This window comes from Streptomyces sp. NPDC029152, assembly GCF_055564355.1.
In genome coordinates, this window is the sequence record NZ_JBVHWR010000004.1 from 429,040 (window position 1) to 454,849 (window position 25,810).

The 25,810-nt window shown below is 75.9% G+C and carries 18 protein-coding genes and 1 pseudogene; 11 read left to right on the forward strand and 8 right to left on the reverse strand.

Annotated features, from left to right (window positions below; translation table 11 throughout):
- Positions 1-50: 50 nt before the first annotated feature.
- The 10 genes and pseudogenes from ACZ4V6_RS11420 to ACZ4V6_RS11465 all read left to right on the forward strand — a co-directional run.
- Positions 51-672 (forward strand): annotated as a pseudogene (locus tag ACZ4V6_RS11420) (maleylpyruvate isomerase N-terminal domain-containing protein); the annotation flags it as partial.
- An 84-nt stretch (positions 673-756) separates the two neighbouring features.
- Entirely contained in the window at positions 757-1,830 is a 1,074-nt protein-coding gene (locus ACZ4V6_RS11425; protein ID WP_467825637.1) for a DNA polymerase III subunit beta family protein, read from the forward strand.
- 73 nt (positions 1,831-1,903) lie between these two features.
- Positions 1,904-2,758 carry a DUF4132 domain-containing protein gene (locus ACZ4V6_RS11430; RefSeq protein ID WP_467825236.1) on the forward strand — a complete coding sequence of 285 codons (855 nt, stop codon included), beginning with the start codon at positions 1,904-1,906 and terminating at the stop codon, positions 2,756-2,758.
- A complete protein-coding gene (locus ACZ4V6_RS11435; protein WP_467825239.1) occupies positions 2,755-7,893 on the forward strand; it encodes a hypothetical protein in 5,139 nt (1,712 codons plus the stop codon). The genes ACZ4V6_RS11430 and ACZ4V6_RS11435 overlap by 4 nt, the downstream gene beginning before the upstream one ends.
- A gap of 32 nt (positions 7,894-7,925) precedes the next feature.
- On the forward strand, positions 7,926-9,095 hold the full coding sequence (locus ACZ4V6_RS11440; RefSeq protein WP_467825638.1) for an ATP-binding protein: 1,170 nt from the start codon (positions 7,926-7,928) through the stop codon (positions 9,093-9,095).
- Positions 9,096-9,100: 5 nt separating this feature from the next.
- A complete protein-coding gene (locus ACZ4V6_RS11445; RefSeq protein ID WP_467825241.1) occupies positions 9,101-12,694 on the forward strand; it encodes a vWA domain-containing protein in 3,594 nt (1,197 codons plus the stop codon).
- Positions 12,691-14,637 (forward strand): hypothetical protein, encoded by a 1,947-nt coding sequence (locus ACZ4V6_RS11450; RefSeq protein WP_467825243.1) that lies wholly within the window; start codon positions 12,691-12,693, stop codon positions 14,635-14,637. Before ACZ4V6_RS11445 ends, ACZ4V6_RS11450 begins: the two co-directional genes overlap by 4 nt.
- 178 nt (positions 14,638-14,815) lie before the next feature.
- Entirely contained in the window at positions 14,816-15,949 is a 1,134-nt protein-coding gene (locus ACZ4V6_RS11455; RefSeq protein WP_467825246.1) for a glycoside hydrolase family 12 protein, read from the forward strand.
- A 186-nt stretch (positions 15,950-16,135) separates the two neighbouring features.
- A complete protein-coding gene (locus tag ACZ4V6_RS11460; RefSeq protein WP_467825249.1) occupies positions 16,136-17,248 on the forward strand; it encodes a lytic polysaccharide monooxygenase in 1,113 nt (370 codons plus the stop codon).
- A 129-nt stretch (positions 17,249-17,377) separates the two neighbouring features.
- Positions 17,378-17,767, forward strand: coding sequence for a luciferase domain-containing protein (locus tag ACZ4V6_RS11465; protein ID WP_467825251.1), 390 nt, complete (start codon positions 17,378-17,380; stop codon positions 17,765-17,767).
- Positions 17,768-17,816: 49 nt separating this feature from the next.
- Here the strand turns inward: ACZ4V6_RS11465 and ACZ4V6_RS11470 are convergent, their stop codons facing one another.
- Complete coding sequence (locus ACZ4V6_RS11470) at positions 17,817-19,412, reverse strand: MFS transporter (RefSeq protein WP_467825253.1); 1,596 nt, start codon at positions 19,410-19,412, stop codon at positions 17,817-17,819.
- Positions 19,413-19,541: 129 nt separating this feature from the next.
- Positions 19,542-20,015 (reverse strand): MarR family winged helix-turn-helix transcriptional regulator, encoded by a 474-nt coding sequence (locus ACZ4V6_RS11475; protein WP_467825255.1) that lies wholly within the window; start codon positions 20,013-20,015, stop codon positions 19,542-19,544.
- A gap of 109 nt (positions 20,016-20,124) precedes the next feature.
- Here ACZ4V6_RS11475 and ACZ4V6_RS11480 point away from each other — a divergent pair, with 109 nt between their 5' ends.
- Entirely contained in the window at positions 20,125-20,493 is a 369-nt protein-coding gene (locus ACZ4V6_RS11480) for a DUF779 domain-containing protein (protein WP_467825258.1), read from the forward strand.
- 37 nt (positions 20,494-20,530) lie between these two features.
- On the opposite strand, the gene ACZ4V6_RS11485 is transcribed toward ACZ4V6_RS11480, so the two are convergent.
- The 6 genes from ACZ4V6_RS11485 to ACZ4V6_RS11510 form a co-directional block, all read right to left on the reverse strand.
- The gene (locus tag ACZ4V6_RS11485; RefSeq protein WP_077799818.1) at positions 20,531-20,725 is read right to left on the reverse strand and encodes a hypothetical protein; all 195 of its coding nucleotides are present in this window, start codon (positions 20,723-20,725) and stop codon (positions 20,531-20,533) included.
- 114 nt (positions 20,726-20,839) lie between these two features.
- Positions 20,840-21,703 carry a phosphatidylinositol-specific phospholipase C/glycerophosphodiester phosphodiesterase family protein gene (locus ACZ4V6_RS11490; RefSeq protein ID WP_467825261.1) on the reverse strand — a complete coding sequence of 288 codons (864 nt, stop codon included), beginning with the start codon at positions 21,701-21,703 and terminating at the stop codon, positions 20,840-20,842.
- Between the two features lie 205 nt (positions 21,704-21,908).
- Positions 21,909-22,991: an acyl-CoA dehydrogenase family protein gene (locus tag ACZ4V6_RS11495; protein WP_467825264.1), complete on the reverse strand. Its 1,083-nt coding sequence runs from the start codon at positions 22,989-22,991 to the stop codon at positions 21,909-21,911.
- The gene (locus tag ACZ4V6_RS11500; protein WP_467825266.1) at positions 22,988-24,169 is read right to left on the reverse strand and encodes an acyl-CoA dehydrogenase family protein; all 1,182 of its coding nucleotides are present in this window, start codon (positions 24,167-24,169) and stop codon (positions 22,988-22,990) included. The genes ACZ4V6_RS11495 and ACZ4V6_RS11500 overlap by 4 nt, the downstream gene beginning before the upstream one ends.
- Complete coding sequence (locus ACZ4V6_RS11505) at positions 24,166-25,137, reverse strand: NADPH:quinone oxidoreductase family protein (RefSeq protein WP_467825268.1); 972 nt, start codon at positions 25,135-25,137, stop codon at positions 24,166-24,168. The genes ACZ4V6_RS11500 and ACZ4V6_RS11505 overlap by 4 nt, the downstream gene beginning before the upstream one ends.
- An 89-nt stretch (positions 25,138-25,226) precedes the next feature.
- Positions 25,227-25,799, reverse strand: a complete 573-nt coding sequence (locus ACZ4V6_RS11510; RefSeq protein ID WP_189231231.1) for a helix-turn-helix domain-containing protein — start codon at positions 25,797-25,799, stop codon at positions 25,227-25,229.
- Positions 25,800-25,810 lie beyond the last annotated feature (11 nt).

Below are 25,810 nucleotides of genomic sequence, written 5' to 3' on the forward strand. Positions count from 1 at the left end.
CGTTCCGGGCGCGACGTGTCCGCCCCCGGGCGCCGCACCGCGTTGCCGGCGTGGATCTCCTCTCCCGCTCCTGGACGGCGCTGCGCGCCGCTGTCGCCGGGCTGCCGGACGAGGATTTCGCGAAGCCCTCCGGCTGCGCCGGCCGGCTCGTCCGGGACCTCGTGCGCCATCTGGTCATCGACGCGCAGGACGTCCTGATCACCCCGTCACCCCCGCCGGGACGGAACCGGCCGTCGACGCGGTGTCCTCCTGGAAGGCCGGGGACCGGCCGCCGACCGGTGAGGACCCCCTCGACGCGCTGATCGTCCGGCCGGCCGCCGCGTACGAGGACCCGGGGCTGCTCGCGTTCCACCTCGACGACGTCGGTTCCGCCGCGGGCCGCGCCGCCGGACTCGCCGGCACCGGCGCCCCGGGTGAGCACCCGGGGCGAGGTCCTCACCGCGTACGTCCTGGAGTGGACCCCGCACCACCTCGACCTGATCGCGCACCTCCCGGGCGCGGCGGGACCGCCGGCGCAGGCCCCGGCCCACTCCCGCGCGTCGCTGGAGAAGATCGCCGGCACCGCGTTCCCGGCGTCGTTCACCGACGCGGACGCGCTGCTCGTCGGCACCGGCCGGCGCGGAGGAGACCGCGCTCGGCGGACTCGCCGCGCGCCTGCCGTTCGTGCCCGGCCGACGCCGGCCGGGCACGGGGCGGAGGGGCGGGATTGACCCTCGACCTGGTCGAGGGCCCAGAGTCGTCGGCGTGGAGAGCGAGATGCGCAGCATCGGGGAGACGGCCCGCGACAGCGGCCTGGGCGTGAGCGCCCTGCGGTTCTACGACCGTGCCGGTGTGCTGGTCCCCGCCCGGGTGGACCCGGTCAGCGGCTACCGCTGGTACGCGCCGGAACAGGTGGAGGAGGCCCGGGTGCTGGCCCGGCTGCGGCGGACCGGGATGCCGCTGGCGGACATCCGGCTGGTGCTGGCCGGCTGGTCCGGCGCGGACCCGGACCTCGTGCGGACCCTCCTCCGGGCGCACCTTCGCCGTCTCGAACAGGGGCTGTCCGAGGCCCGCGACGAGTTCTCCACGCTCAGCGCCCTACTCGACCACAGGGAGAACCCCATGACGTCGCTCCGTACCGGCACCGTCCGGCTTTCCGTCCCCGCGCCCGAACTGGCCGCCGCGCTGGACGCGGTCCGTTTCGCGGCCGGCACCGACCCCGGACTGCCGGTGCTCGGCGGGATCCTGTTCGACCTGGAGGACGGTGCGCTGCGCGTGGTGGCCACCGACCGGTACCGGCTCGCCGTGGCGCGCCTGGGTGCCGCCGGGCACGACGGGCCCCGCGTGCAGGCCGTCGTGCCCGCCCCGCTCGCCGACGCGATGCGGGCGCTGCTGACCGGCGGGGGACCCGTCCGGCTCACGGTGGACGGTGACCGCGTGACGCTCGACAGCGGAGACCGGCAGGCGGCCGGCCAGTGCCTCGCGCACGACTTCCCCGACTACCGCCGCCTGGTCCGGCTGCCGTCCGGACGGCGGGCCGTCGTCGACGTGCCTGCCCTCCGGCGGGCCCTGGAGGCCGGCCCCGTCCGGCCGGACGAACAGGACGGCGTTCCGTACGACGTCAGCGTGCTGCGCGTCGCGGACGACGGCGCGGTGGCCGTCTGCGAGGACGGCGACGACGCCCCGGACCGCGTGGCCGTGAACCGTGCGTTCCTGCTGCACGCGCTCGACGCCGGCGCCCGGGACCGGCTGGTCCTGGAGTTCGGCGCCCCCACCGCGCCCCTCGCGGTCCGCCGGACCGACGACGAGGACACGTTCTCGCTGCTGATGCCGGTCCGCCTGGAGAACTGACCTGCGAACGGCGTTGTCAGTGGCCTGTCCTAGAGTTCCCAGCACTTGATCACAGCGGTGCGGGGAGGCACGTATGGGGTGGGTGACGGCCGGGGACTACGAGGTCGCCCTGGACGACGGGAAGGTGGTGTGCCGCAACGCGGCCGGGCGACGGCTGAAGTCGGTGCCCGCCAAGCTCTCGGACGACCCGGCCGTGGTCGGGCTGCGACAGCTCGCCGAGTGGCTGGAGCGGCACGAACGCCAGTGCCTGACCGACGTGGAGCGGTGGATGGTGCGGTCGCTGCCCGTCCCCCTCGACGTCCTCACCCGGGTCTGGCCCGACCCCGCCTGGCGGTCCGCCCTGCGCGACCTCGTGGTCACCGGGGCGGGCGGCGAGGTCGCCGGGTTCCTGCGGGACGCCGACCCCGAGCGCGGGCTCGGCCTCGTCGACCTCGACGGCGACACCGTGCGCATCGCCCCCGCCCTCGTCCGCCTCCCGCACCCGGTGCTCCTGGAGGACCTGGAGGAGCTGCGGGAGTTCGCCGTCGAACTCGGCGTCGAACAGCGGGCCCAGCAGCTCTTCCGCGAGGTGTGGCACCGGCCCGCCGGACTCGACGCCGAGGCCGCTTCCGTCGAGGAGTACGCGGGCGGCGCGTTCAGGGAACTGCGCTTCCTGCACGGCCGGGTCACCCAGCTCGGCTACCGCGTGCGCGGCGGGTACGCCGTCTGCTCCGTGCGCGAGGAGGGGCTCGGTGTCGAGGCCCGGGTCTGGGTCGGCGACTACGAGGGCTACGAGGAGACGGAGACCGGCCCCCTGGTGTGGACCGACACCGCCGGGCAGGTGCTGAAGCTCGGCCGGATCGGGCCCGTGGCCTGGTCGGAGGGCATGCGCATGGCCGCGGCGCTGTACGCCGGGCGCGACGTCGAGGACGAGGAGCGGGCGGCATGAACAGCACGCACGGGACGAACACCGCCGGCGCCGTGTACGACGACGCCACCGCCGCCGCCCTGCTGGAGGCCGGCGCGATCCTGCCGTCGGGGAGCACCGGCCGCGAGGACGCCGACACCCTCACCGTCCGCACCTACACGCACCCCGCCCTCGACGACCGCAGCGTCGTCCGGCTCGTGCCGGGCACCCTCGGCGACGCCGAGGACCTCGCGCTGGACTTCCTCGGGCTGGCCAGGGAGACGGAGACGCCCGAGGTCGGGCAGGTGCGGCGGGAGACCCTCGGTTTCCCGGCCTGGGCCCTGGTCAACGACCCGGCGAACGGGCACCACGCCCTGGCCCTCGTCAAGGACGTCGAGCGGCTCGCCCGACAGGCCAAGTCCCGTCCCGGCACCGCCAAGGAGGGCTTCGAGGAACTCGGCGAACGGCTCGGCCGGGCCGTGCCGCACTTCCTGCCCACCTTCTACGAGCAGGCCGCCCGCGTCTTCCTCCGGCACGACAACACCACCTACGCCGCCGCCTTCTTCGGCAAGGCCCGCGACGCCGAGCGGGTGCACGCGCTCGCCGTCGACGAGGAGCGGCAGCGGGCCGTCTTCCTGGAGTTCGCCTTCGCCGGGGCCCTGACGGTCAAGGCGCTCAAGCAGCACGTGAAGGACCTCGCCGCGCGGCTCGACGGCGCTCACGCGTGGGACCAGTTCCGGCAGTTGACCGTCGAGCGCTGCGCGGCGGGCATGCCGCCGTACGCGTCGCTGCCGCAGGACGCGCGCACCCTCGTCAAGGCCGCGGGTCTGCCCCGGGCCGAGGCCGAGTGCGCCCTCGTCGCCGACCTGATCGCCTCGCCCGCCGCCGTACGGGCGCCCGCCTCCTTCTGGACCGCCTACCGGGCCACCCTGGCCGCCCTCGCCGGACAGCGGCCGACGGTGCGGGCCCGGCTGCTGGAGATCATGCCGGCCGGGCTGGACCGCACGACCGAGGCCGACGAGTTCTGGCTGGAGCTGCTGAGCGAGTGCGGCGCCGACCGGCTGCTCACCGGCGAGGCCGGTGGTGACGGGGCGGACGGCGCCGACGCGGCCGGGAGCGTGGACGCGGCCGACTGGCTGAGCCGCTGGGCCGCCCACCGCAAGCACGGCGGCACGGTCGCCGAACGCTCCCCGGCCACCTTGGACCTCGTCGCCCGGATGGCGTCACGACTGCGCGCCGGCGAACGGCCCGTCGACCTGTTCACCGGGCGCCGGCACACGGGCGTCGACGTCGACCTGCTCGACCTGTGCGCCGCCGAGGACATCCCCCTGGCCCTCCCGGACCCCGGCACCGAGGTCCATATGCGGCTGAACGACTGGGCGCTCTCCGACCGGCCCGGACGACGGGACCTGGCCGCCGCCGCGGCGGACCCGCGGCTGCGTCCCCTGCTGCTGCACGCCGTCGGCTCGGTGGGCGGCGACCGGAACGGGTCCCGGGCGCTGGAACACCTCGCCGCGCACCCCGTCCTCGGCGACGTGCTGCGCGAGTGGCTGGACGGCGCGGTCGGTGAACTCACCGGTGCGACGGGCCTGCCCGGGGCCCGCGCCGCGCTGAACCGGCTGAGCCCCTTCCGTGCCGTGGCTCCGCGCGTCGCTCCCGAGGCCGTCGCCCGGGTCGCGGGGCACGCGACGGCTCCCCTGCTCGGGCGCACCCTGCGGGCCGGCATCCTGGACGAGCTGGGCTGGCCCGCGCTCGACGAGGCGCTGCGGCTGCTCGACGCCGAGATACGCAAGGACCGCGACAACGCGCTGACCGTGAACGAGGCCTGGCCCTGTCTGATCCTGAGCCGCGGGAACAAGGTGCTCGTCGTGGGGCCGGACGGCATCGTGCTCGAACACGAACTGCGGATACCGGTCGATCTGGGGCGCTGGGAACGCCCGCAGTTCCGCTACACCGACGGCGAACTGCTGGTGATGTGGTGGCACGAGGGCAAGCAGCGCGGCTACTGGTCCGCCCGGCCGGCCGAGGTGATCACGCTCACCGGTGAGCAGGTGGTCCACAGGTGGCACGGCGACAGCACCGGCGCCCCGTCGGTCCCGCTGCCCGGCGGCGGCCGGGCCACCGGCGGCCGCACCCTGCACGCCGGTGACACCGTCCTGCCCGCCGGCCGGCCCGTCATCGGCGACGGCACCCTGCTGTGGCGCCAGGGCCGGCAGGGACGGCAGCGGGTGTGGCTGGAGTACGACCCGGAGACGGGCACCCACGGACGCGCCTCCCTGCCCGCCTTCCTGCGCTCCGGCATCCGGGACGGCGCGACGCTACTGCAGGACGAGTGCGAGACGCTGCCCCTGCAACCCGGCCTGGAGGGAACCCCGTTCGGCACCGACGGGACCGTCGTCGGCCGTTGGGTGCGGGCCGAGGACGAGGGCGAGGAACTGCGCACCACCACCGGTACGCCCGACGGGCGCACCGTCACGCTGCACACGTCGCGGCGCGGGGCGCGCGCCGTGCCGCTCGGCGCGCTGCGGCTGCCCGGGGGCGCCGGACCGGTCGTGGCCCGGACGCACCGGCGGATCTTCCTGTTCGCGCCGGACGACCCCACCGCCGGCGGCGAGCTCGGCCACGTCACGCCGAACGAACGGGGCGGCACGTTCGCCGCGGGCACGCCGTTCGTGCCGCCGGTGGCCTTCTGGCACGCGCTGCGTCCCCGGGACGAGGCCGCGTCGGCCGTCCTGCGGTCCCTCACCGACGAGCGTGCGGCCGAGGTGCTGCGGGCGGCGGCACGGGCGCTGGCCGAACGCGAGGCGCGGGTGGCCGCGGCCGCCCGCGCCGGCGGGGCGGCGAACGGCCCCGCCGGGTCGGCCGGCGGCACGGCCGGCGCCCGGGGCACCGGTGGCCCGGGAGGCTCCGGTACGGCGGTCGGAGCCGACGGCAGGCCCGTCGTGCCGAGCGCCGACGACGTCGTGCGCCGCGCCGTGTCCCGGTCGCTGCCCGACCTCACCGACGAGCGGATGCTGGCCGGCGTGGCGGGCCTGGTGCGGACGGCGCTCCAGGTCGCCGACCAGGCCACCGCGTTCACGGCGCCGCCCGTGGAGAAGCCGAAGCCGGACCGCCGGCTGCTCGAGGGCATGTTCGCCGACCACCGCCCCGAGCACGGCACCGACGAGATCCTGCGCGAGGCCACCTCCGGCCTGACCGGGCTGTGGGGAGGCTACGGCGGCAGGGACCAGTGGCACACGCTCCGTCAGATCCGCGCGGTGAACCACGTGCTGTCGGGGAGGCCCGCCGACGGCAGGAAGCTGCCCGACCACGCCCGCCTCGCCGCCCTCGGCGACGGGTGGCGCAGCGAGGAGCACACGGTCCCCGGCATCGGCCTGGTCTGGCCGCCGCTGCTGGCCGCGCTGCGCCCGCTCGCCTACCGCGCCGCCGCGCCGACCCTGCCCGCCGCCGAACGCGAAGCCCTGCTGCTGCTGTTCGAAGCGCTCGCCGAGGGCCCCCTCACCACCTTCGGGAACGCCCTGCGCGAGGTCGTGCTGAGCGAGCCCCGCGACAACCGGCAGCGCGTCGGGCAGGTGATGCGCCGCGACGGCCGTACCGTCGTCGTCCTCGGCTGCCAGAGCACCGACTACGCCCGCGGCCGTGTCCACTGGCTCGCCCTCGACCACGATCCGACGGGCCGGTTCGGGGCCGTCGCCCACTTCGCCCTGGAGCGGGAGACCCGGTACTCCCCGGCACTCACGGCCGACGAGCTCACCGCCGTCGCCCGGCTGGTCCGGGAGAAGGACGCCGCCCCCTGGCAGGCCGGGGCGCCCGCCGCGCTCGCCGAGGCGACGGGCGGGGCCGTGGGCCCCCTCCAGGCCGCGGTGCTGCTGGCGGGACACCCGGCGAACGCCGGCGCCGACGCGCTGGCCGTGACCGGCCTGAAGCCGCGTCGGTTCGACGCGGGCAGAGGCATGCTGAGCTCGCTCACGCAGGAGGACCGGGTGGCGCTCATCGGCGCCCTGCTGCCCGAGGACCCCGCCGAGCTGTGGACGTCCGGACCCGACGTCCGGGCGGCGGGCCGGGTGTGGGCCGAGCGCCTCGGTTCCCTGGTCCGCGTGCCCGAGGACATGGCCGCCTGCCTCGACGGGCTGCCGACCGGATACGCCGAGGCCGTGCTCAACCCGTCGCGCACCGCGTGGATCAGCCGCACGACCGTGCAGCGGCCGGACAAGGAGGGCCGGCTGGTCGCGGAGGACCCCGCCGCGCTGCCCGGAAGCCACCACCTGACCGGCGCCGTCGCCGCCCTCACCTCCCTCGCCTACGCCCTGCCCCACGGCCATCACCTGCGCGCCGCCCTGCCGGACGGCCTGGCCGCGCTGCGGCGCCGCATGACCGATCCCGCGCTGCTGCTCGACCTGAACGTCGGATGGACCGAGAAGGGCGGGTACACCGCCGGCGAGCTGCGCAAGGCGTACGGGCTGCCCGCCGCCGGCGGCGCCGACGAGGACGGCACGACCTGGGTCGGGGAGGCGCTCGCGCTGCGCCCCTGGCACGGCGACGCGGAGACGGTCCTGATCCGCCCGGCCGGCCTCACCGGCCCGGACGACGCCGTCCTCGGACTGCTCGAAGGACTCGTGGGCCCCGCCCGCGGGACGGGCCTGCGGGCGCTGCGGACCCTCCTCGACGACGAGCCGGCCCGGGCCCTCGCCGCCGGCCGGGACCCCGGAGGGCCCGTCGGCTACGCCCAGGACCCGCTGGTCGGCGCGCCCGAGGTGGTCGCCGAGGCCGCCGCGGCGCTCGGCCTGGGCGAGGACGCCACGGCGCTCTACCTCCAGCTGCTCGCCCTGCCCGATCCGACGGACCGCAACGTGGCCCGCTGGACCGGCTGGAAGCCCGCCCGTCTGAAGAAGGCCCGCGCCGAACTCGCCGCGACGGACCTGGTCGTGGAGGCCAAGCGGTCTCGTGCCGGGCGCTCGCTGTTCCTGCCCTGCGGCTGGCTCGACCTCAGGGCCCCCGCGCTGCCGGTGGAGACGTGGAAGGAGGGTCTGTACCCGGTGCGCGAAGGACTGCGGGCCGTGCCGGCGCTGCCGGTGCCCGAGCTGTTCGCCCGGGCCTGGGACCGCGTCCGCTCCGGCGACGCGCCCGCCTACGAGGAACTCGTCACCCGGCCCGCACGGAAGGGCCGCCGCCGATGACCACCGCCCCGAGCCCCCTGGAAGACCCGTCGATGACCACCGCCCCGCCCCCCGACACCGCCCGCCAGATCGTGCCGCCCGAGGACCGGTACGCCACCGAACTGGCCTTCCTCGCCGCGTACGACGCGGGACCGCGCCCGCCCGCCTGGCGGCTCACGCCGCGGGCCGTCGTCACCTTCGTCATGGGCAGCGACGGCCGGGCGCTGCGCCTGCCCGACGACGCCGAGGTGCCCGAGGGGGTGCCGCGCCGGCTGACGGTGGAGGGCAAGTTCGTCGGCGACCGGGCGCTGGTCGAGCGGTGTGTCGTCACCCTCGCCGGGGAGCGCGGCCTGCTGCTCGTGGGCGAGCCGGGCACCGCCAAGTCCATGCTGTCCGAGCTGTTGTCCGCCGCCGTGTGCGGCACCAGCGGCCTGGTCGTGCAGGGCACGGCCGGCACGACCGAGGACCAGCTGAAGTACGGCTGGAACTACTCGCTGCTGCTGGCCCAGGGACCCAGCCGGCGGGCGCTCGTGCCCTCGCCCGTCCTGACCGCGATGGCCCGCGGCGGCATCGCCCGGGTGGAGGAGGTCACCCGCTGTCTGCCGGAGGTGCAGGACTCCCTGGTCTCCCTGCTCTCCGAGCGGCGCATCGCCGTGCCCGAGCTCGCGAGCACCGACGACGCCCTGGCCCACGCGGCACCGGGGTTCAACCTCATCGCCACCGCCAACCTGCGCGACAAGGGCGTCTCCGAGATGTCCGCCGCGCTCAAGCGCCGCTTCAACTTCGAGACGGTCGGCCCCATCCCCGATCTCGACGCGGAGACGGCGCTGGTGCGCAGCCAGGCGCGGACCTCGGTCGAGCGGGCGGGGGCGCCCTTCCGGGTCGACGACGCCGTGCTGGAGGCTCTGGTCACCGCGTTCCGCGACCTGCGCGAGGGGCGGTCGGCCGAGGGCTGGGAGGTCGAGCGGCCGTCCACCGTGATGAGCACCGCGGAAGCCGTGTCCGTGGCGGGTGCGCTCGGGCTGGCCGCGGCCTACTTCCCCGGCGACCGCGACGTGCTGGGGCTGCTGCCCGGGCATCTGCTCGGTGTCGTGCGCAAGGACGATCCCGCCGACGCGGCCCGGCTGCGGGGCTACTGGGACGGTCCGGTGCGGCGCCGGGCGGAGCAGGGTTCGGCCACCTGGCGCACCCTGTGGGACCTGCGCACGGTCCTGGAGGCCTGACGGCCGTGTCCCTCTCCCCGTCCTCCTCCCCCGTACCGTCCCTCCCGCCCGGCGAGGCGGCCGACGCCCTCACCGATCCGGCGGCGCCCTACCTCATCGGCGTACGGCATCACGCGCCGTCCCTGGCCGCGGCCGTGCCCGCGCTGCTAGACGGGGCGGCTCCGGACGTCCTGCTGGTCGAGCTCCCCGCCGAGATGCAGGAGTGGCTGCCCTGGCTCGGCCACGAGGAGACGCGGGCGCCGGTCGCGCTGGCCGCGGCGCCCACCGAGGGGGGCGGGGGGCCGGCGTTCTATCCCTTCGCCGACTTCTCCCCCGAACTCGTCGCCGTGCGCTGGGCGGTCCGGCACGGGATCCCGGTCGTCGCGTGCGACCTGCCGCTGGCCGACCGGGCGTGGAGCGGCGGCCGGGGCTCCGCGCCGGACGCCGGCGGGCGCGATCTCACCCGCGCGCTGCGGGCCCGGCTGACCGGCCGCCCCGGCGAGGACCTCTGGGACCGTCTCGTCGAGGCGTCGGCCCCCGGCTCGGCGCCCGAGGCACTGCGGCGGGCCGCGCTGCTGACCGGATGGGCGCTGCGCGAGGAGGCGGCCGCCTCGGGCGGGGTGCCCGAGGTGGACCTGCGCCGCGAGCAGTGGATGCGGGACCGGCTGGCCGCCGCCACCGCGCACGGGGAGCGGGCCGCCGTGGTCGTCGGCGCCTTCCACGCCCCGGCGCTGGCGTTCCCCGCAGGGGAAGCCGGGAAAGGGGACGAGGGGGCCGGTGCGGACGCGGGGACCGCACGCGCGACCGGGGCCGGTGCCGGTGCCGGTGCCGGTGCCGGACGGCCGGTGTGGACGACCTCGCTCGTCCCGTACACCTACGCGCTCCTGGACGAGCGGTCGGGCTATCCGGCCGGCATCCGGGACCCGGAGTGGCAGCACCTGGTCCTGGACGCGGCGGGCGATCCGGTCGCGCTGGAGGAGGCACTGACCGGGACGGCCGTGCGGGTGTGCGCGCGGCTGCGCGCCCTCGGTCATCCGTCGGGACCCGCCGACGCACGGGAGATCACCCGGTTCGCCTCGGACCTCGCACGGCTGCGGGGGCTGCCGGCGGCGGGCCGGGGGGAACTGGTCGAGGCGGTGCAGACGGTGCTCGCGCAGGGTGAGCCGTACGGCAGGGGACGGGCCGTCGCCCGGGCGATGGAACAGGTGCTCGTCGGGACGCGCGGCGGCCGCCCCGCCCCGGGCGCACCGCGCAGCGGCCTCGCCCCGGCCGTGGAGGCGGAGCTGTCCGCCCTCGGACTGCCGGGCCCCGCGGCCGACGGGCCCGGCGGCTCGAAGGCCCGGGATCTGCGCCTCGACCCCCAGCGCTCCGGCCTCGACCGCCGGCGCGACCTGCTGCTGCGCCGGCTGACGGTGTGCGGGGTGCCGTACGCGGAGCCGCGGGAGGTCGTCGGCGCGGGGGGCGCCGAGGCGCTGACCACCCGGTGGGAGGTGCGCTGGACACCGGCCACCGAGGCCATGCTGTCCGCGGCCGGCGTCCGCGGTGTCACGCCCGCCCAGGCCGCCGAAGGGGTGCTGCGGGAGCGGTGGCGGGCCGAGCGGGACGAGGGAGGGCCCACGCCCGCACAGACGCTGGAGGGACTGCGGCAGGCGGCGGAGTGCGGTCTGCCGGAGCCGGCGGACGCGCGGCTGGCGGAGGCCGCCGAGGTGCTGCCCGGCGCCGCGGCACTGTCCGAGCTGCTGACCGGTCTGGGCCTGCTGGACCGGTTGCGGGCGGGGCACTTCGCCGGACTCGGCGCCGACGAGGACCGTACCGCCCGGGCCGCCGCCGTGGCCGAGCTGCTCACCGCCGCGGCGGTGCGCCAGGTGGACGGCCTGGCCGGCACGGAGGACCCGGCGGACGCGCACGCCCTGCTGGAGCTCGCCCACCGGGCGGACCTCCTCGGCGGCGTCCGGCTGACCGACGCCCTGGCCCGGCTGGCCGAGGACGGCTCGCCCCTGATGCGCGGTGCCGCGGGAGCCGTCCGGGTGCTCCTCGGGCACGAGGACGCGCAGGTGCTCGGCGAGCGGGTCGCCGCGTGGGTCGACACGGCGAACGACCCCGCGTCCCGGGCGGCGCTCACCGCGCGGCTGACCGGGCTGCTGACGGCCGCCGGCCCGTTGCTGGAATCGGCCGCCCCGGCGCTGGAGCCGCTCCTGAACCGGGTGTCCGAGCTGCCCGACCGGGACTTCCTCGACCGCCTGCCCGCTCTGCGCGGCGGTTTCGACGCCCTCAGCCCGGCCGCCCGCGACCGGCTCCTGTCGACCGTCGAGGAGCGGCTGGCGGTCGGTCACCTGGCCGACACCGGCACCGTGGATCCCGTCGCCCTCGCCCGGTGGACCGGCGCGGACCTCGCGGCCCGCGCCACCCTCGGCGCCCTCGGTCTGCTGCCCCCGCCGCCGGCCGGCGAGGCCGGAACACCCGGGCCCGCCGCCGCGCACGGGGACGCGCCGTCCGTCGCCGCCGGGGAACGCCGGCCGGCCCCCGCCGACCGCTGGCGGCTCGTGCTGGGCCGCCGGACCGACCGGCTGCCCCCGTCGGCGGCCGCACTGGCCACGGCACTGGACGAGCTGTACGGCAGCGGACGGGGCGAGGGCAGCCGGGGCGACCTGACCGGCCCCGGCCGTGGCGGCGGCCGGGAGGCCCCCTACCCCGGCGTGCGGGAGTGGTCCCAGGACCTGGCGGCGCTGTTCGGTCCGGGCATCCGCGAGGAGGTGCTGGCGGCCGCGGCCGCCTCGGGCCGGCCGGACGTACTGGCCGAGCTCCACCCGGACAGCGCCCGGCCCTCGGTCGACCTGCTGCGGACCGTGCTCCGGCACGCGGGCGGCCTGCCCGAGTCACGTCTGGCCGCGCTCCGGCCCCTCGTGCGGAGTCTGGTCGACGCGCTGACCCGGCAGCTGGCCACCCGGCTGCGTCCCGCGCTGCACGGCACGGTCCTGCCCCGCCCGAGCCGCCGGCCGGGCGGCGGCCTGGACCTGGCCCGTACGCTGCGGGCCAACCTGGCCTCCGCGCGCCGCGGCCCGGACGGCACCGTCCGGGTCGTCCCCGAGCACCCCGTCTTCCGCACCCGCGCCCGGCGCGCCGCCGACTGGCGGCTGATCCTGGTGACGGACGTGTCGGGGTCCATGGAGGCGTCCACCGTCTGGTCCGCGCTCACGGCCTCGGTGCTGGCGGGGGTGCCCACCCTGTCCACGCACTTCCTGGCGTTCTCCACGAAGGTCGTCGACCTCACGGACCACGTCGACGACCCGCTGTCCCTGCTGCTCGAGGTCAGCGTGGGCGGCGGCACCCACATCGCCGCGGGCCTGCGGCACGCCCGCGAGCTCGTCACCGTGCCCTCGCGCACCCTCGTCGTGGTCGTCAGCGACTTCGAGGAGGGCTATCCCGTGGGCGGCCTGCTCGCCGAGGTCCGTGCCCTGGCCGGGGCGGGCTGCCACGTCCTGGGGTGCGCGAGCCTCGACGACGCGGGGCGGCCCCGGTACTCCACCGGCGTCGCGGGGCAACTCGTCGCGGCGGGCATGCCGGTCGCCGCGCTCAGTCCGCTCGAACTCGCCCGCTGGGTAGGGGAGAAGATCGCATGAACCCGCAGCTCCCGCCGGTCGAACCGGCGGTGACCGCCGAACTCGTCGCGGCGCTGACGCCCCGGCTCCGCAAGCGGCTGGACGCGGGCGTCACCAAGGTGGCGGGACGGCCGGCGGTCCGCGAGGGCGACGTGGTGCGCATCGCCGTGGACGACGACACCGACCTCGAACTGCACGCCCCCGGTGGCGTGGTGACCAGCGCGGAGGCGATCCGCTGCGGTTGCCTGCTCGCGCCCGGCTGCCTGCACCGCGCCGCCGCGGCCTCGGCCGCACCCGTCGCCGACCCGGCCCCGCCGCCGGCCGCCGGCCCGGCAGGCCCAACAGACTCGGACCCGACGCGGCCGGCGGCCACCGACCCGGCGGCCCCTCCGGCCACGGACCCGGACCCGGCGCGTCCACCGGCCGCCGGCCCGGCAGACCCACCGGTCACGGTCCCGGCCCGGCCTGCGGCCGACGGCCCGTCCCGGACCACGGGCACGGACCCGGCACGACGGCCGGACGACGGCCCCGCGGCCCCCTCGGACACGAATCCCCCGCCGACAGCACCCGCCCCGGCCTCCGACACGGCCACCCCCGAGCAGCGCGCCGCCGCGGCGGACCTGTGGAGCGCCGCCGCCGCGGTGCTGGAGGCCGGTACGGACGGCGCCGGGGCCGTGGTCCAGGCCGAGTTGCTGCACGCGGCACACACCGCGCGGCTCGCGGGGCTCCCCCGGGCGGCGGGCCGCGCGGTCTCCGTCGTCACGGCGTTGCGGGCCGCCCGGAGCGCCGACGCCGCCTACCGCCTCGCCGACCTCGCCGCCGCGCTCCGCGACGTCCTGCGGCTGGCCCACCGCCTCCCCGCCGCCTGCGGGCGGGAACTCTCCGCGTTGCGCGGCAGCGTCCGGCAGCCGTACGTTCCGAAGGGTTCGCTGCGGCTGTACGGGCTGTTCTCCGAGCCCGTGCTCACGGCAACCGGATACGCGGGCGCCGTCACCTGGACCGCCGACGCCTCGGGCAGGCTCCACACCGTCCCGGACGTCGCGCCGGGCGGCGCCGGCCGGGCCACGGGCGCCGCCGACCGCGGCGTACGCATCGGCGACACGACCCTGACCCACCGTGAACTCTCGCGCGCCGGACTCGTCGTGTCCGGCGCGACCGTCTCCCCGACGGGACGCCTGGGTGCGGGGGCGGGCGTCCGGGCGGTCCGCGCGTCCGGTGCCGCGTGGCACGCCGAGCCGCTCGACCGCCTGTGGGCGGTCCCGGTGGCCGAGCAGGTCTCCCGTGCGCTGACGACCGACCAGGACCTGCTGTTCCTGGACGTCACGCTCACCGGCACGGTGCGCGAGGCGGCGGGCGAGTGCCTGATCGCCGACTGCGCCGGACTGACGCTGCGTCTCGCCGCCGCCCACGACGACCCCGCGCTGCCCCACCGCGACAACCTCCGCCTCCTGGCGTCCGCCCGGGGGTGCCGCCTGCGGGTCGTCGCCCGTCTCACGCCGGCCCCGTTCCCCCGCGCGCTGCTCCTGGCCGTCAGCCACCCCACCGACCCCGGCATCCGGGTCGACCTGGGCCTGGACCGGCTCCGCCGCGCGGATCTGCCCGCGCCCGTGACGCCGGCCGCCGTGCCCGCGCCCGACACCGACGAGGCCCCGGTGCACCTGCTGCGCCGCCGGGTCCACCAGGCCGTCTCCGGCGGGCGCCGCGTGCTGGCGTTCCCCGGCGGCCGGGACGCGGACGGCCCGCGACTGCGCCGGAACGGCCTGGTCACCGCGGGCGAACTCCTCGACGAGCTGCACGCCGCCGCCGCGGACCGCGCCCGGGACCCCTTCGGCCGGCTCCTCCCGGCGGACACCGGCCGCTTCGCCCGCGCCTGGCTCGCCGCCGCCGTCTGCGCGGAGGAGCTCGACCGCGCCCTGTGCGCCGCCGCGTGGGGAGTGGACCCGGGTCGGTGGGAAACCTCCTGACCTGGTGCTTCGAGATTCGTTCGACACCGTCGACGCACAGAGTCTTGTCAGGGACATGAGTGACTTCTACAGTCCTCAGCACACCGGTAGGTGGGAGCGCTCCCATCCGTGGGGAGACGGGGGCGCTCCCACCCCGGCTCTCCCTTTCCCCCACGCCCTCCCCGAGAGAGGCCCCCACATGCGACCGTCACGGCACCACACCCGCCCCTTACGGGGCCTCCTGGGCGCGTTGCTCGCGCCTTTCGCCCTGGTGGCGTCACTCGTCACCGCGGCGACGCCGGCCCAGGCGGACACCGCGATCTGCGAGGCGTTCGGCACGGCGACGATCCAGGGCCGCTACGTCGTCCAGAACAACCGCTGGGGCACCAGCGCGGAGCAGTGCATCACCGTCACCGACTCGGGGTTCCGGGTCGACCGGGCCGACGGCTCCGTACCCACCAACGGCGCCCCGAAGTCGTACCCGTCCGTCTTCGACGGCTGCCACTACACCGTCTGCGCGCCGGGCACGCGCCTTCCGGCCCGGCTGAGCGACATCGCCGAGGCGCCCACCAGCGTGTCCTTCGGCTATGCCGCCAACGCGGTCTACGACGCCGCCTACGACATCTGGCTCGACCCGACGCCCCGGACCGACGGCGTGAACCGGACCGAGATCATGGTCTGGTTCCACCACACGGGTCCGGTCCAGCCGGTGGGCTCCCGGGTGGGCACGGCCACCGTGGCGGGCCGCTCCTGGGAGGTGTGGTCGGGCAACAACGGCTCCAACGACGTACTGTCCTTCGTCGCCCCTTCGGCGATCGACAGCTGGAGCTTCGACGTCATGGACTTCGCCCGGCAGGCGATCTCGCGCGGACTCGCCGCGGGCGACTGGTACCTGACGAGCGTCCAGGCGGGCTTCGAGCCCTGGCAGGGCGGCGCCGGCCTGGCAGTGACCTCCTTCTCGTCGGCCGTCGACACGGACGGCACCCCCGGCGGGCCCGGCGACCCGGGCGGCCCGGCGGCGTGCGAGGTCGCGTACGCCACGAGCGTCTGGCCGGGCGGCTTCACCGCGAACGTCACCGTCACCAACACCGCCGCCTCCCCCGTCGACGGCTGGCGGCTCGCCTTCGCGCTGCCCTCCGGGCAACGCGTCACGAACTCCTGGAACGCCTCCGTGACCCCGTCCGCGGGTGCGGTCACGGCGAGCGGCCTGGCCCACAACGCCCGGATCGCGCCGGGCGGCAGCCTGACGTTCGGCTTCCAGGGGACCTACGGCGGCTCGTTCTCCGCGCCGGACTCCTTCCGCCTCAACGGCACCGCCTGCGCGACCGCGTAACGCAGCACACCGCGGCCGCCGGCCGCGCGGCCCCGTTCCTCCGCTTCCCTCATCCCCCCACTCCCCCGCCCGTCCGGTCGAATTCCTCCCCCGGCCGGGCGGGGGCTCCAGCACACGGCACACACCTCCTGGTTGCCATGTGCGGATCATCAGCAGCATCCACCGAGCGAAACAGGAGCCCCCCCCATGGTTCGACGCAGCAGATATCTGTCCCTGGCGGCGGTACTGGCCACCCTGCTCGGCGCGCTCGGCGTGACCGTCCTCCTCGGGCAGGAGCGGGCCGAGGCGCACGGCGTGGCGATGATGCCCGGCTCGCGCACGTACCTGTGCCAACTGGACGCCGTCACCGGCACCGGCGCCCTGGACCCGACCAACCCGGCGTGCCGGGACGCGCTCGCCCAAAGCGGGGCGACGGCGCTGTACAACTGGTTCGCCGTGCTCGACTCCCGCGCGGGCGGGCGCGGCGCCGGTTACGTGCCGGACGGCACGCTGTGCAGCGCCGGCGACCGTTCCCCGTACGACTTCTCCGCCTACAACGCCGCCCGCGCGGACTGGCCCCGGACGCACCTGACGTCGGGCGCGACGATGAAGGTGCGGTACAGCAACTGGGCGGCCCACCCGGGCGCCTTCCGGGTCTATCTGACCAAGCCGGGGTGGTCGCCCACGTCCGAGCTGGGCTGGGACGACCTCCAGCTGATCCAGACGGTGACCGACCCGCCCCAGCAGGGCTCGCCCGGCGCCTCGGGAGGCCACTACTACTGGGACCTGGCGCTGCCCTCGGGCCGTTCGGGTGATGCGCTGATCTTCATCCAGTGGGTGCGTTCGGACAGTCAGGAGAACTTCTTCTCCTGCTCCGACGTCGTCTTCGACGGCGGCAACGGCGAGGTGACCGGCATCCGCGGCTCGGGCGGCACGCCGACCCCCACGCCGACCACCCCGGCCCCGACCCCGACCACGTCGACCCCGACCACGCCGCCGCCCACGCACTCCGGTGACTGCATGGCCGTCTACTCCGTGGTGAACTCCTGGAACGGCGGCTTCCAGGGCTCCGTCGAGGTGATGAACCACGGGACGCAGCCGCTGAACGGCTGGGCCGTGCGGTGGCGGCCCGGGTCGGGAACCACGCTGGGCGGCGTGTGGAACGGCTCCGTCTCGAGCGGTGGCGACGGCACGGTCACGGTCCGCAACGTGGACCACAACCGCGTCGTCCCGCCGGACGGCAGCGTGACCTTCGGCTTCACCGCCACCTCCACGGGCAACGACTTCCCGGTGGGAACGATCGGCTGCGTGGCGCCGTAGTACGGCCGGGGGGCGGGCGCCGCGCGGCGCCCGCCCCCCCGGGCTCCCGTCGCGCCCACCGACCTCACATGCCGGTGACGATTCGCTCAACCCCTGGTTGCGGCGCGGTGATCCGGCGACGATGGGGGCATGACTCTGGCCCAGCGCGCCTTCGAGCGGCTGCACGCCTGGCCCGACCTCACCAGGGGTCCGGCCAGTTGCGGAACCGGACGGGCACTGCGCTCCGTCCGTGACGAGATCGTCCACTTCCACTCCGACCGGGACGTGGACCTCCACCTGACCCATCGGGCCATCCAGCGTTTCCGGTACGACCTCGGCGGCTCCAGCGCCATACACCTCGTCCCCGGCTCCCGCTGGGTGACCGTGCACCTGGACTGCGACACGGACGTCGACCTGCTGCTGAGCCTGGTGAGCATCGCCCTGAAGGCCCATCAGACGCCGTCCGCCGCGGACCCGCCCTCGGGGTGCAACTTCCGCCGCGTCACGGTGCTCCCCCGATCGGCGGCCGGGGACCTCTGAGACACGCCGGCGGCGGTGCCCCGGCCGAAGGGGCGCCGCCGCGCGGGGTTCAGTGGTCCGCCGGCCACGCGGCGGTGCGCCGGATGCCGACGGCGGCGACGGCCGCGCCGAGGACGCAGAGCACGCCGGTGACGATCACGGCCGCGTGGACGCCGTTCATGAACGCCTGTCCGCTGCCCTCCACCACGGCGGCCCGCAGCCCGGCCGGCATGTCGTCCGAGACGGGTGCCACGCCCATCGCCACCGCGTCCTCGGCCTCCAGCAGCCCGTGGGCCACGGCCGGGGGCACGCCCGCGCCGGTCAGCTCCCCGGTGAGGGTGGCGCCGACCCTGCCGCTGATCAGGGAGACCAGCACGGACGTACCGAGCGCGCCACCGATCTGCAGGGTCGTGGCCTGCAGGCCGCCGGCCACACCGCCGTCCTGGACGGGAGCGTTGCCGACGATGGCGTCGGAGGAGGCGGCCATCACCATGCCGACGCCGAGGCCGAGCGCGATGAACGGCGGCCACATCGTGGCGTAGGAGGAGTCGGTCCGCCAGGTGAGCATGCCGAAGCAGGACGCGGCCTGGAGCAGCATGCCCAGCGGCATGGTCAGCCGGGCGCCGAAGCGCTGGGTGAGGGCCGCGCCCAGGGGCGAGGCGACCAGCGAGGCGAGGCTGAGCGGGAGCGTCCGCACGCCCGCCTCGACCGGCGTGAACCCGCGCACGTTCTGCAGGTACAGCATGACGAAGAAGATCACGCCGAGCATGACGAAGAAGTTCAGCGCGGTGATGACCGCGCCCGTCGTCAGCGCGCGGCTGCGGAACAGGCGCATCGGCAGCAACGGGTGCTCGGTGCGGGTCTCGTACCAGCCGAACACGATCAGCAGGACGAGCCCGGCGGCGACGGCACCGAGCGTGCCGGCGGAGGTCCAGCCCCAGGTCTCGCCCTTGACGACGCCGAAGACCACGGCCAGCAGGCCGAGGGCGAGCAGGACGAGGCCGGGGATGTCGAAGCGTTCCCGTCCGGCGGTGTTGCGGCTCTGCGGCAGGACGAGGAGGCCGAAGGCGATGGCGCCGATGCCGATGGGGGCGTTGACGTAGAAGACGGACTCCCAGTCGACGTGCTCCACGAGGAGGCCGCCGACGATGGGTCCGAGGGCCGTCGCGACGGCGGAGACCATGGCCCAGATGCCCACGGCCATGCCGAACCTCTTCGGCGGGAACGCGCTGCGGAGCAGTCCGAGGGTGTTGGGCATCAGCAGTCCGCCGAAGACGCCCTGGAGGGCGCGGAAGGCGACGACGCCCTCGATCGATCCGGACAGGCCGATGGCGACCGAGGCGAGGGTGAAGCCGGCGACGCCGGCGAGGTAGTAGGTGCGCCGGCCGAAGCGGTCGCCGAGCTTGCCGCCCAGGATGAGGGTGGCGGCGAGCGCGAGCAGGTAGGCGTTGGTGACCCACTGCAACTGGGCGGTCGACGCGTGCAGGTCCCTGCCGATCTCGGGGTTGGCGATGGCGACGACGGAGCCGTCGAGCTGGACCATGAACAGTCCGAACGCGACCGCCAGCAGGGTCAGCCAGGGGTTGGACCGCGGCCGGCGGCCGGCCGCCGGCGGGGCGGTCTCGGCCGCGGGCGTGGTGGGGTGATCCACGGACGTGGACGGCATGGGTGAGCCTTCTCTTCCAGGTTCGGGGTGGTGCGCAGGAGGGGCGGGGCGGTCCGCGGGACGACGGCGGGCCGGCCGCGGACACGACGGTGTGCCGGCGGCCGGCGGGAACGCCCGGGCCCCGCCCGGTCAGCGGGCGGCGGGGTGGAGGTGCCGGGTCAGCGCTTCGAGGGCGCCCAGGGCCGAGCCGAGCGCAGCCTGCTCGCCCTCGGTGAGGGAGGCCAGGGCCTGGCGGATGAAGGCGGTCTCCAGGTCCCGCACCTCGGCGACCCGCTCACGGGCCGTGGCCGTCAGGTGGAGGTGGGCGATCCGCTTGTCGGCGCCGTCCTGCCGGCGCTCGAGGTCGCCCCGCTCGGTGAGCTGGGAGACGAGGGCGCTCACGTTGTTCGGCTTCATCAGCAGGGCCTCGGCGGCCTCACGCACCGTCGCGCCCTCGTGCTGCGCGACGAACCGCAGCAGGGCGAGCCGGCCCTCGGGGGGCTTGGGGTGCGGGTACTGCGCGCCGACCTGCCGGTCCAGCGCCCGGTGCAGCGCGGGAAGGCATGCCGCGAGGCCACTGGCCACGCGGTCGATGTCCCGGCGGGGGGTGCTGGAGTCGGTCACCCGGCCAGGGTAAGTATGACTGTATAGGTATGTCAAAAGAGGTTTTCGGGTCGCGGGCGCCGGGCCTCCGCAACGCACTCGCAACCTCGCCCGTGCTGACATGCGCGGCATGGGCGACACATACGAGGAGATCCCGCGCGTCGAGCTCACCGCCTCGGCGGCCGGCCTGCTGCGGCGCCTGCGCGCGGCGCACGGGCCCCTGATGTTCCACCAGTCCGGCGGGTGCTGCGACGGCAGCGCCCCCATGTGCTACCCGGCCGGCGAGTTCCGCACCGGCGCCGCGGACGTCCTGCTCGCGGAGCTGGCCGTGGAGGGCGTCGAGGAGCCGGTGGCGTTCTGGATGTCCCGCAGCCAGTTCGCGGCGTGGAGCCACACCCGGCTGATCGTCGACGTCGTCGAGGGACGGGGCAGCGGCTTCTCGCTGGAGGCGCCCGAGGGGGTGCGCTTCCTCATCCGCTCCCGCGTCCTCGACGTCTAGCGGCCTCCCCGCCCCCGGGCGCCGCCCCGGCCCTCCGTCACGGTCTGAGGCTGCCGACGATGTCCGCCGTGGCCATGAGACCGCTGTTGATGGTCGGGGCGATGCTCGTGCCGGCCAGGTAGAAACCGAGCAGCAGACAGACCAGCGCGTGCGAGATCTTCAGTCCTCCGTTGCGCAGGAAGAGCACCGCCAGGATCGTCAGCAGCAACACCACAGAGATGGAAATGGCCATCGTCAACCTCCTCCGCCACGTCCACTTCGCGGCGTTCGGCCGCAAGTGTGGCGTAACGGAGGGTTCCTCCGGGCGGCTGACCTGTCCTCCGAACGTGTGGTGTCCCGGCGGTGTCTACGCGCCTCGGCGGGCGTCGAGGAAGGCCTCGAGCCCCGCGAGGTCGTCGGTGTTGAGGTGGTCGACGCCCGCGGCGAGCAGTTCGCCCCACACCGCGTCCCGGGCGGGGCCCGGCAGGTCGGGGGTGGCCCAGAAGCGCACCCGCTGCCCGCGTCCGTGCGCCGCGCCGACGATGTCCCGCAGCTTGCTCCGCTCGGCCTCGGGGAAGGCGCCGACGCCCTGCCAGGTGAAGTGGAGCGACCAGTTGTCGCTGATCAGCGGCACGAAGGAGGCCGGGGCGGAGGTGCCGAGGTCGGCGAGGCGGCCGTCGTAGAAGGCCAGGCGCGCGCTCTGGGCGGCCATGGGAGCGCGGGCGGCGCGGTCGCCGGAGACCACCACGGTGACCGCGCCGGGGCGGACCCGGCCGTGGGCGCAGGCGGTGAACAGGTACTTGTGGCGGCGCAGGCGGCGGTCGAGTTCCAGGTACGTCGACGCTCCCTCGGTCTTGATGTCGACGAGGAGTTGCAGGGGGCGCCGCTCGCCCCGGTGGACCCGGCCGTGGTGGGCGCGGACGCGGGCGGCGAGCGGGGCGAGGTAGAGGGACTCCAGGGTGCGCGCCGGGTCGAGGTCCTTGGGGTCGTGGGCGACGAGGAGCTGGTCGCCGACCAGGTAGACGTCGGCCTCGACGCTGCCGAAGCGGTGGTCGAGGGCGTCGAGGAGGGGGCGGGGGTGCTCGTAGTCGTTGTGGGCGTGCGCACGCCACAACGGACGCGGCCCGTGCCTGCCTTCGCCCGCCAGCGCGGTGCCGGCGGGCGGGGCGACCGCGCCCGCGAGGGCGGCGCCGAGGGTGGTGAGGGCTCTGCGTCGGGTGGTGCGGGCCATGCTCTGCCTCCCTGGGGGTGCCGTACGGGACGCCTGTGAGTATGGGGTCCCGGGCGCTCAAGGAGCAGAGGCGTGCGGGGAGTTGGCCGGACGGACGCCGTTCGTTCACTTCGCCGGAGATGCGCGGGAGATGCGCGTCCCCCCGGGGGCGCACAGGGAAATGCCCGCCCCCGGGGGACGGGCATCACTCCTGCCGGACGGCCCGTCAGGGGGCGCGCAGGTCGGCCGGCTCGGCCAGCGCCTCCCGGTGGGCGCCCGCCGTGCCGAGGGCGATCGAGTCGGCCTTGGCCCGCTTCAGGTAGAGGTGGACCGGGTGCTCCCAGGTCATCCCGATGCCGCCGTGCAGTTGCAGCGCCTCCTCGGCGACGTGGACGGCGGCCTGGGCCGCGTACGCCTGGGCCACGGCGACGGCCACGTCGGCGTCCGCACCGGTCGCCAGCGCGTCGGCCGCGTTGCGGGCGGCGGCGCGCAGCCCCGCGATCTCCAGCCACAGCCGGGCGAGCCGGTGCTTGAGCGCCTGGAAGCCGCCGACCTGGCGGTTGAACTGCTTGCGTTCCTTGAGGTAGCGGACCGTGTCGGCCAGCAGCCGGTCGGCGAGGCCCAGTTGCTCGGAGGCCAGCAGTCCGGCCCCGGCCCGCAGGGCGCGCCGCACGGCGGGTCCGGCGTCGCCGAGCCGGCGTCCGGGCGCGCCGTCGAGGGTGACCGTGGCGAGGGGCCGGGTCAGGTCCAGGGACGTGCGCGGGGTGACGGTCGCCGCGCCGGCGTCCACCGCGTACAGCGCGCCGTCGTCCGCCGGGACGAGCAGGACGTCGGCCACGACGGCGTCGGCGATGCCGGTCAGCTCCCCGTGCAGCGCCCCGCCCTCGGCCCGTACGGTCGCGTGGGCGGCGCCCGGCGCGGTGTGCAGGCCGACGGCGAGGGCGCCGATCCGGCGTCCGGAGGCCAGCTCGCCGAGCAGGTCCCCGGCGTCACAGGCCAGCAGGGCCTCGGTGGCGACGACCGCGCTGGTCAGATAGGGCACCGGCGCGACGGACCGGCCCAGCTCCTCCAGGACGACGGCGGCCTCCCGGTGCGTGGCGCCCTGACCGCCGTGCGTCTCGGGCACCAGGAGTCCGGCGAGGCCCATGCCCTCGGCCAGCGTCTTCCACAGGGCGCGGTCGTGGGGCGCGTCGGACTCGGTGCGCGCGATGACGTCCGCCGGGTCGCAGTGGTCGGTGAGCAGGTCCCGGACGGCGGCGCGCAGCGCCTCTTCCTCCTGCGAGTACAGCAGGTCGGGCTGTGCGCTCATCGGGCCAGGTCCTTCCAGGCGACGTCCTTGTCGGTGCGCGGCTCGGCGGGCAGGCCGAGGACGCGCTCGGCGACGATGTTCAGCAGGACCTCGCTGGTCCCGCCCTCGATGCTGTTGCCCTTGGAGCGCAGGTAGCGGTACCCGGCGTCGCGGCCGGTGAAGTCCACCAGTTCGGGGCGGCGCATGGTCCAGTCGTCGTACAGCAGCCCCTCCTCGCCGAGGAGTTCGACCTCGAGGCCGCTGATCTCCTGGTTGAGGCGGGCGAAGTTGAGCTTCATGCCGGCGCCCTCGGGGCCGGGCTGGCCGGCCGACAGCTGCTGGCGCAGCCGTACGCCGGTGAGCCGGGCCACCTCGGCCTCGACCCACAGGCCGAGCAGCCGCTGGTGCAGGTCGTGGGTGCGCAGGTCGGGGCGTTCCCGCCAGGTCCCGGCGACCTTGCCGATCATGCCGCCCTCGCGGGGGACCGGGGTCCCTCCGATGGCGACGCGTTCGTTGTTCAGCGTGGTCTGCGCGACCCGCCAGCCGTCGCCGACCTCGCCGAGGCGCATGGAGTCGGGGATGCGGACGCCGGTGAGGAAGACCTCGTTGAACTCGGCCTCGCCGGTGATCTGGCGCAGCGGCCGGACCTCCACACCGGGGTCGGTCATGTCGCAGAGGAAGTAGGTGATGCCCCGGTGCTTGGGCACGTCCGGGTCGGTGCGGGCGATGAGGATGGCCCAGCGGGCGAGATGGGCGCTGGAGGTCCACACCTTCTGCCCGTCGACGACCCAGTCCTCCCCGTCCCGGACGGCCCGCGTGCCGAGGGCTGCGAGGTCGGACCCGGCGCCCGGCTCGCTGAACAGCTGGCACCAGACCTCCTCGCCCGTCCACAGCGGGCGCAGCAGCCGGTGCTTCTGCTCCTCGGTGCCGTACTGGAGGATCGTCGGGGCGGCCATGCCGAGGCCGATGCCGATGCGCCGCGGGTCGTTGTCGGGGGCGCCCGCGGCCGCCAGCTCGGCGTCGACGACCGCCTGGAGGGAGCGCGGGGCACCGAGTCCGCCGAGGCCCTCGGGGTAGTGCACCCAGGCGAGCCCGGCGTCGAAGCGGGCCCGGAGGAAGTCGAGGCGGCCGGTGCCGGCCGGTGGATGGGCGGCCAGCAGCTCCTGCGTACGTCGGCGCAGTTCGTCGGCGTCGGTCATGCGCCGGCTCCCTTCTCCAGGACGACGGCCACCCGGCCGGTCGTCTTCCCGTCGGCCACCCGCTGCACGGCGTCCGCGGCCCCCTCCAGGGGCACCCGCTCGCTCACCAGCGGCTTGACGGCGCCCCGCGCGGCCAGTTCGGTGAGCCGCTCGTGGCAGTGCCGGACCAGCTCGGGGTTCTTGGTGTTGTACAGGCCCCAGTGCAGGCCGAGGACGGAGTAGTTCTTCACCAGGGCGTGGTTGAGCGCCGGGTTCGGGATGGTGCCGCTCGCGAAGCCGACGACGACGATCCGGCCCTCGAAGGCGACGGTCTTGGCGGACTGGGTGTAGGCATCGCCGCCGACGGGGTCGTAGATCACGTCGGCGCCCCGGCCGCCGGTGGCCTCCTTCACGGCGGCGACGACGTCCTCGCCGTGCCGGTCGATCACCACGTCGCAGCCCAGCTCGCGGGCGACGGCGGCCTTCCCGGCGCCTCCGACGACACCGATGACCCGCGCCCCGGCGGCCTTGCCGAGCTGCACGGCCGCGCTGCCGACCCCTCCGGCGGCGGCGTGGACGAGCAGGGTCTCGCCGGCCTCCAGGCGGGCCCGGCGGTGTAGGCCGAACCAGCCCGTCTGGTAGCCGATGTGCAGGGCGGCGGCCTCGGCGTCGTCGAGGGCGTCCGGCGCGGGCAGCAGGGCGCGGGCGTCCGCGACGGCGTACTCGGCGAAGCCGCCGTGCGGCAGTACCGGGTTGGCGATCACGCGGCGCCCGTCCTCGGTCTCGCCGCAGACCTCCACGCCGGGGGTGAACGGCAGGGGCGGCCTGACCTGGTACTGGCCCCGGCACAGCAGGGCGTCCGGGAAGTTGATGTTCGCGGCCCGGACCCTCAGCAGGACCTGGCCGTCGCCGGGCGTCGGGGGCGGCACGTCACCGGGACGCATCACCTCGCTCGGCTCGCCGTTCTCGTGCACCTGCCATGCCTGCATGCGGGGCCTCCACGCGACTGTCGGTCCGGATCCTCCGCATACTAAGCGGTCGCTTGCCGATCAGGGAACAGGTGGCTGCAGGTCGTCCGTCACGGCCGGGCCGGGCGTGCGCGCACGTGCATGCGCTCCCCCTGGGGGCCGAACAGGCTGAGGAACTCGACCGGCCCCTCCCCCGTCGAGCCGAACCAGTGCGGCACCCGCGTGTCGAACTCGGCCGCCTCCCCCGCGCCGAGCACCACGTCGTGCTCGCCGAGCACCAGACGGAGCCGGCCGGAGAGGACGTAGAGCCATTCGTACCCCTCGTGGGTCCGCGGGTCCGGCTCCTCCTTCCGCTGCGGCTCCAGCACCTTGAACGCCTGGAGGCCGCCCGGCTGGCGGGTGAGCGGCCAGTGGGTGCGGCCGTGGCGCACGATGGGCCGGGCGCGCACCCGGGGGTCGCCGACCGGCGGGGCGCCGACCAGCTCGTCCAGCGCCACCTGATGGGCCTGGGCGATCGGCAGCAGCAGTTCGAGGCTCGGCTTGCGCAGCCCCGACTCCAGCCGCGACAGGGTGCTGACCGAGATGCCGGTCGACTCGGACAGGGCGGCGAGGGTGACCTCGCGCTCCTTGCGGATCTGCCTCAGCCGCGGCCCGACTCCCGCGAGTACGTCGTCTGCAGTCATGGATCCATTCT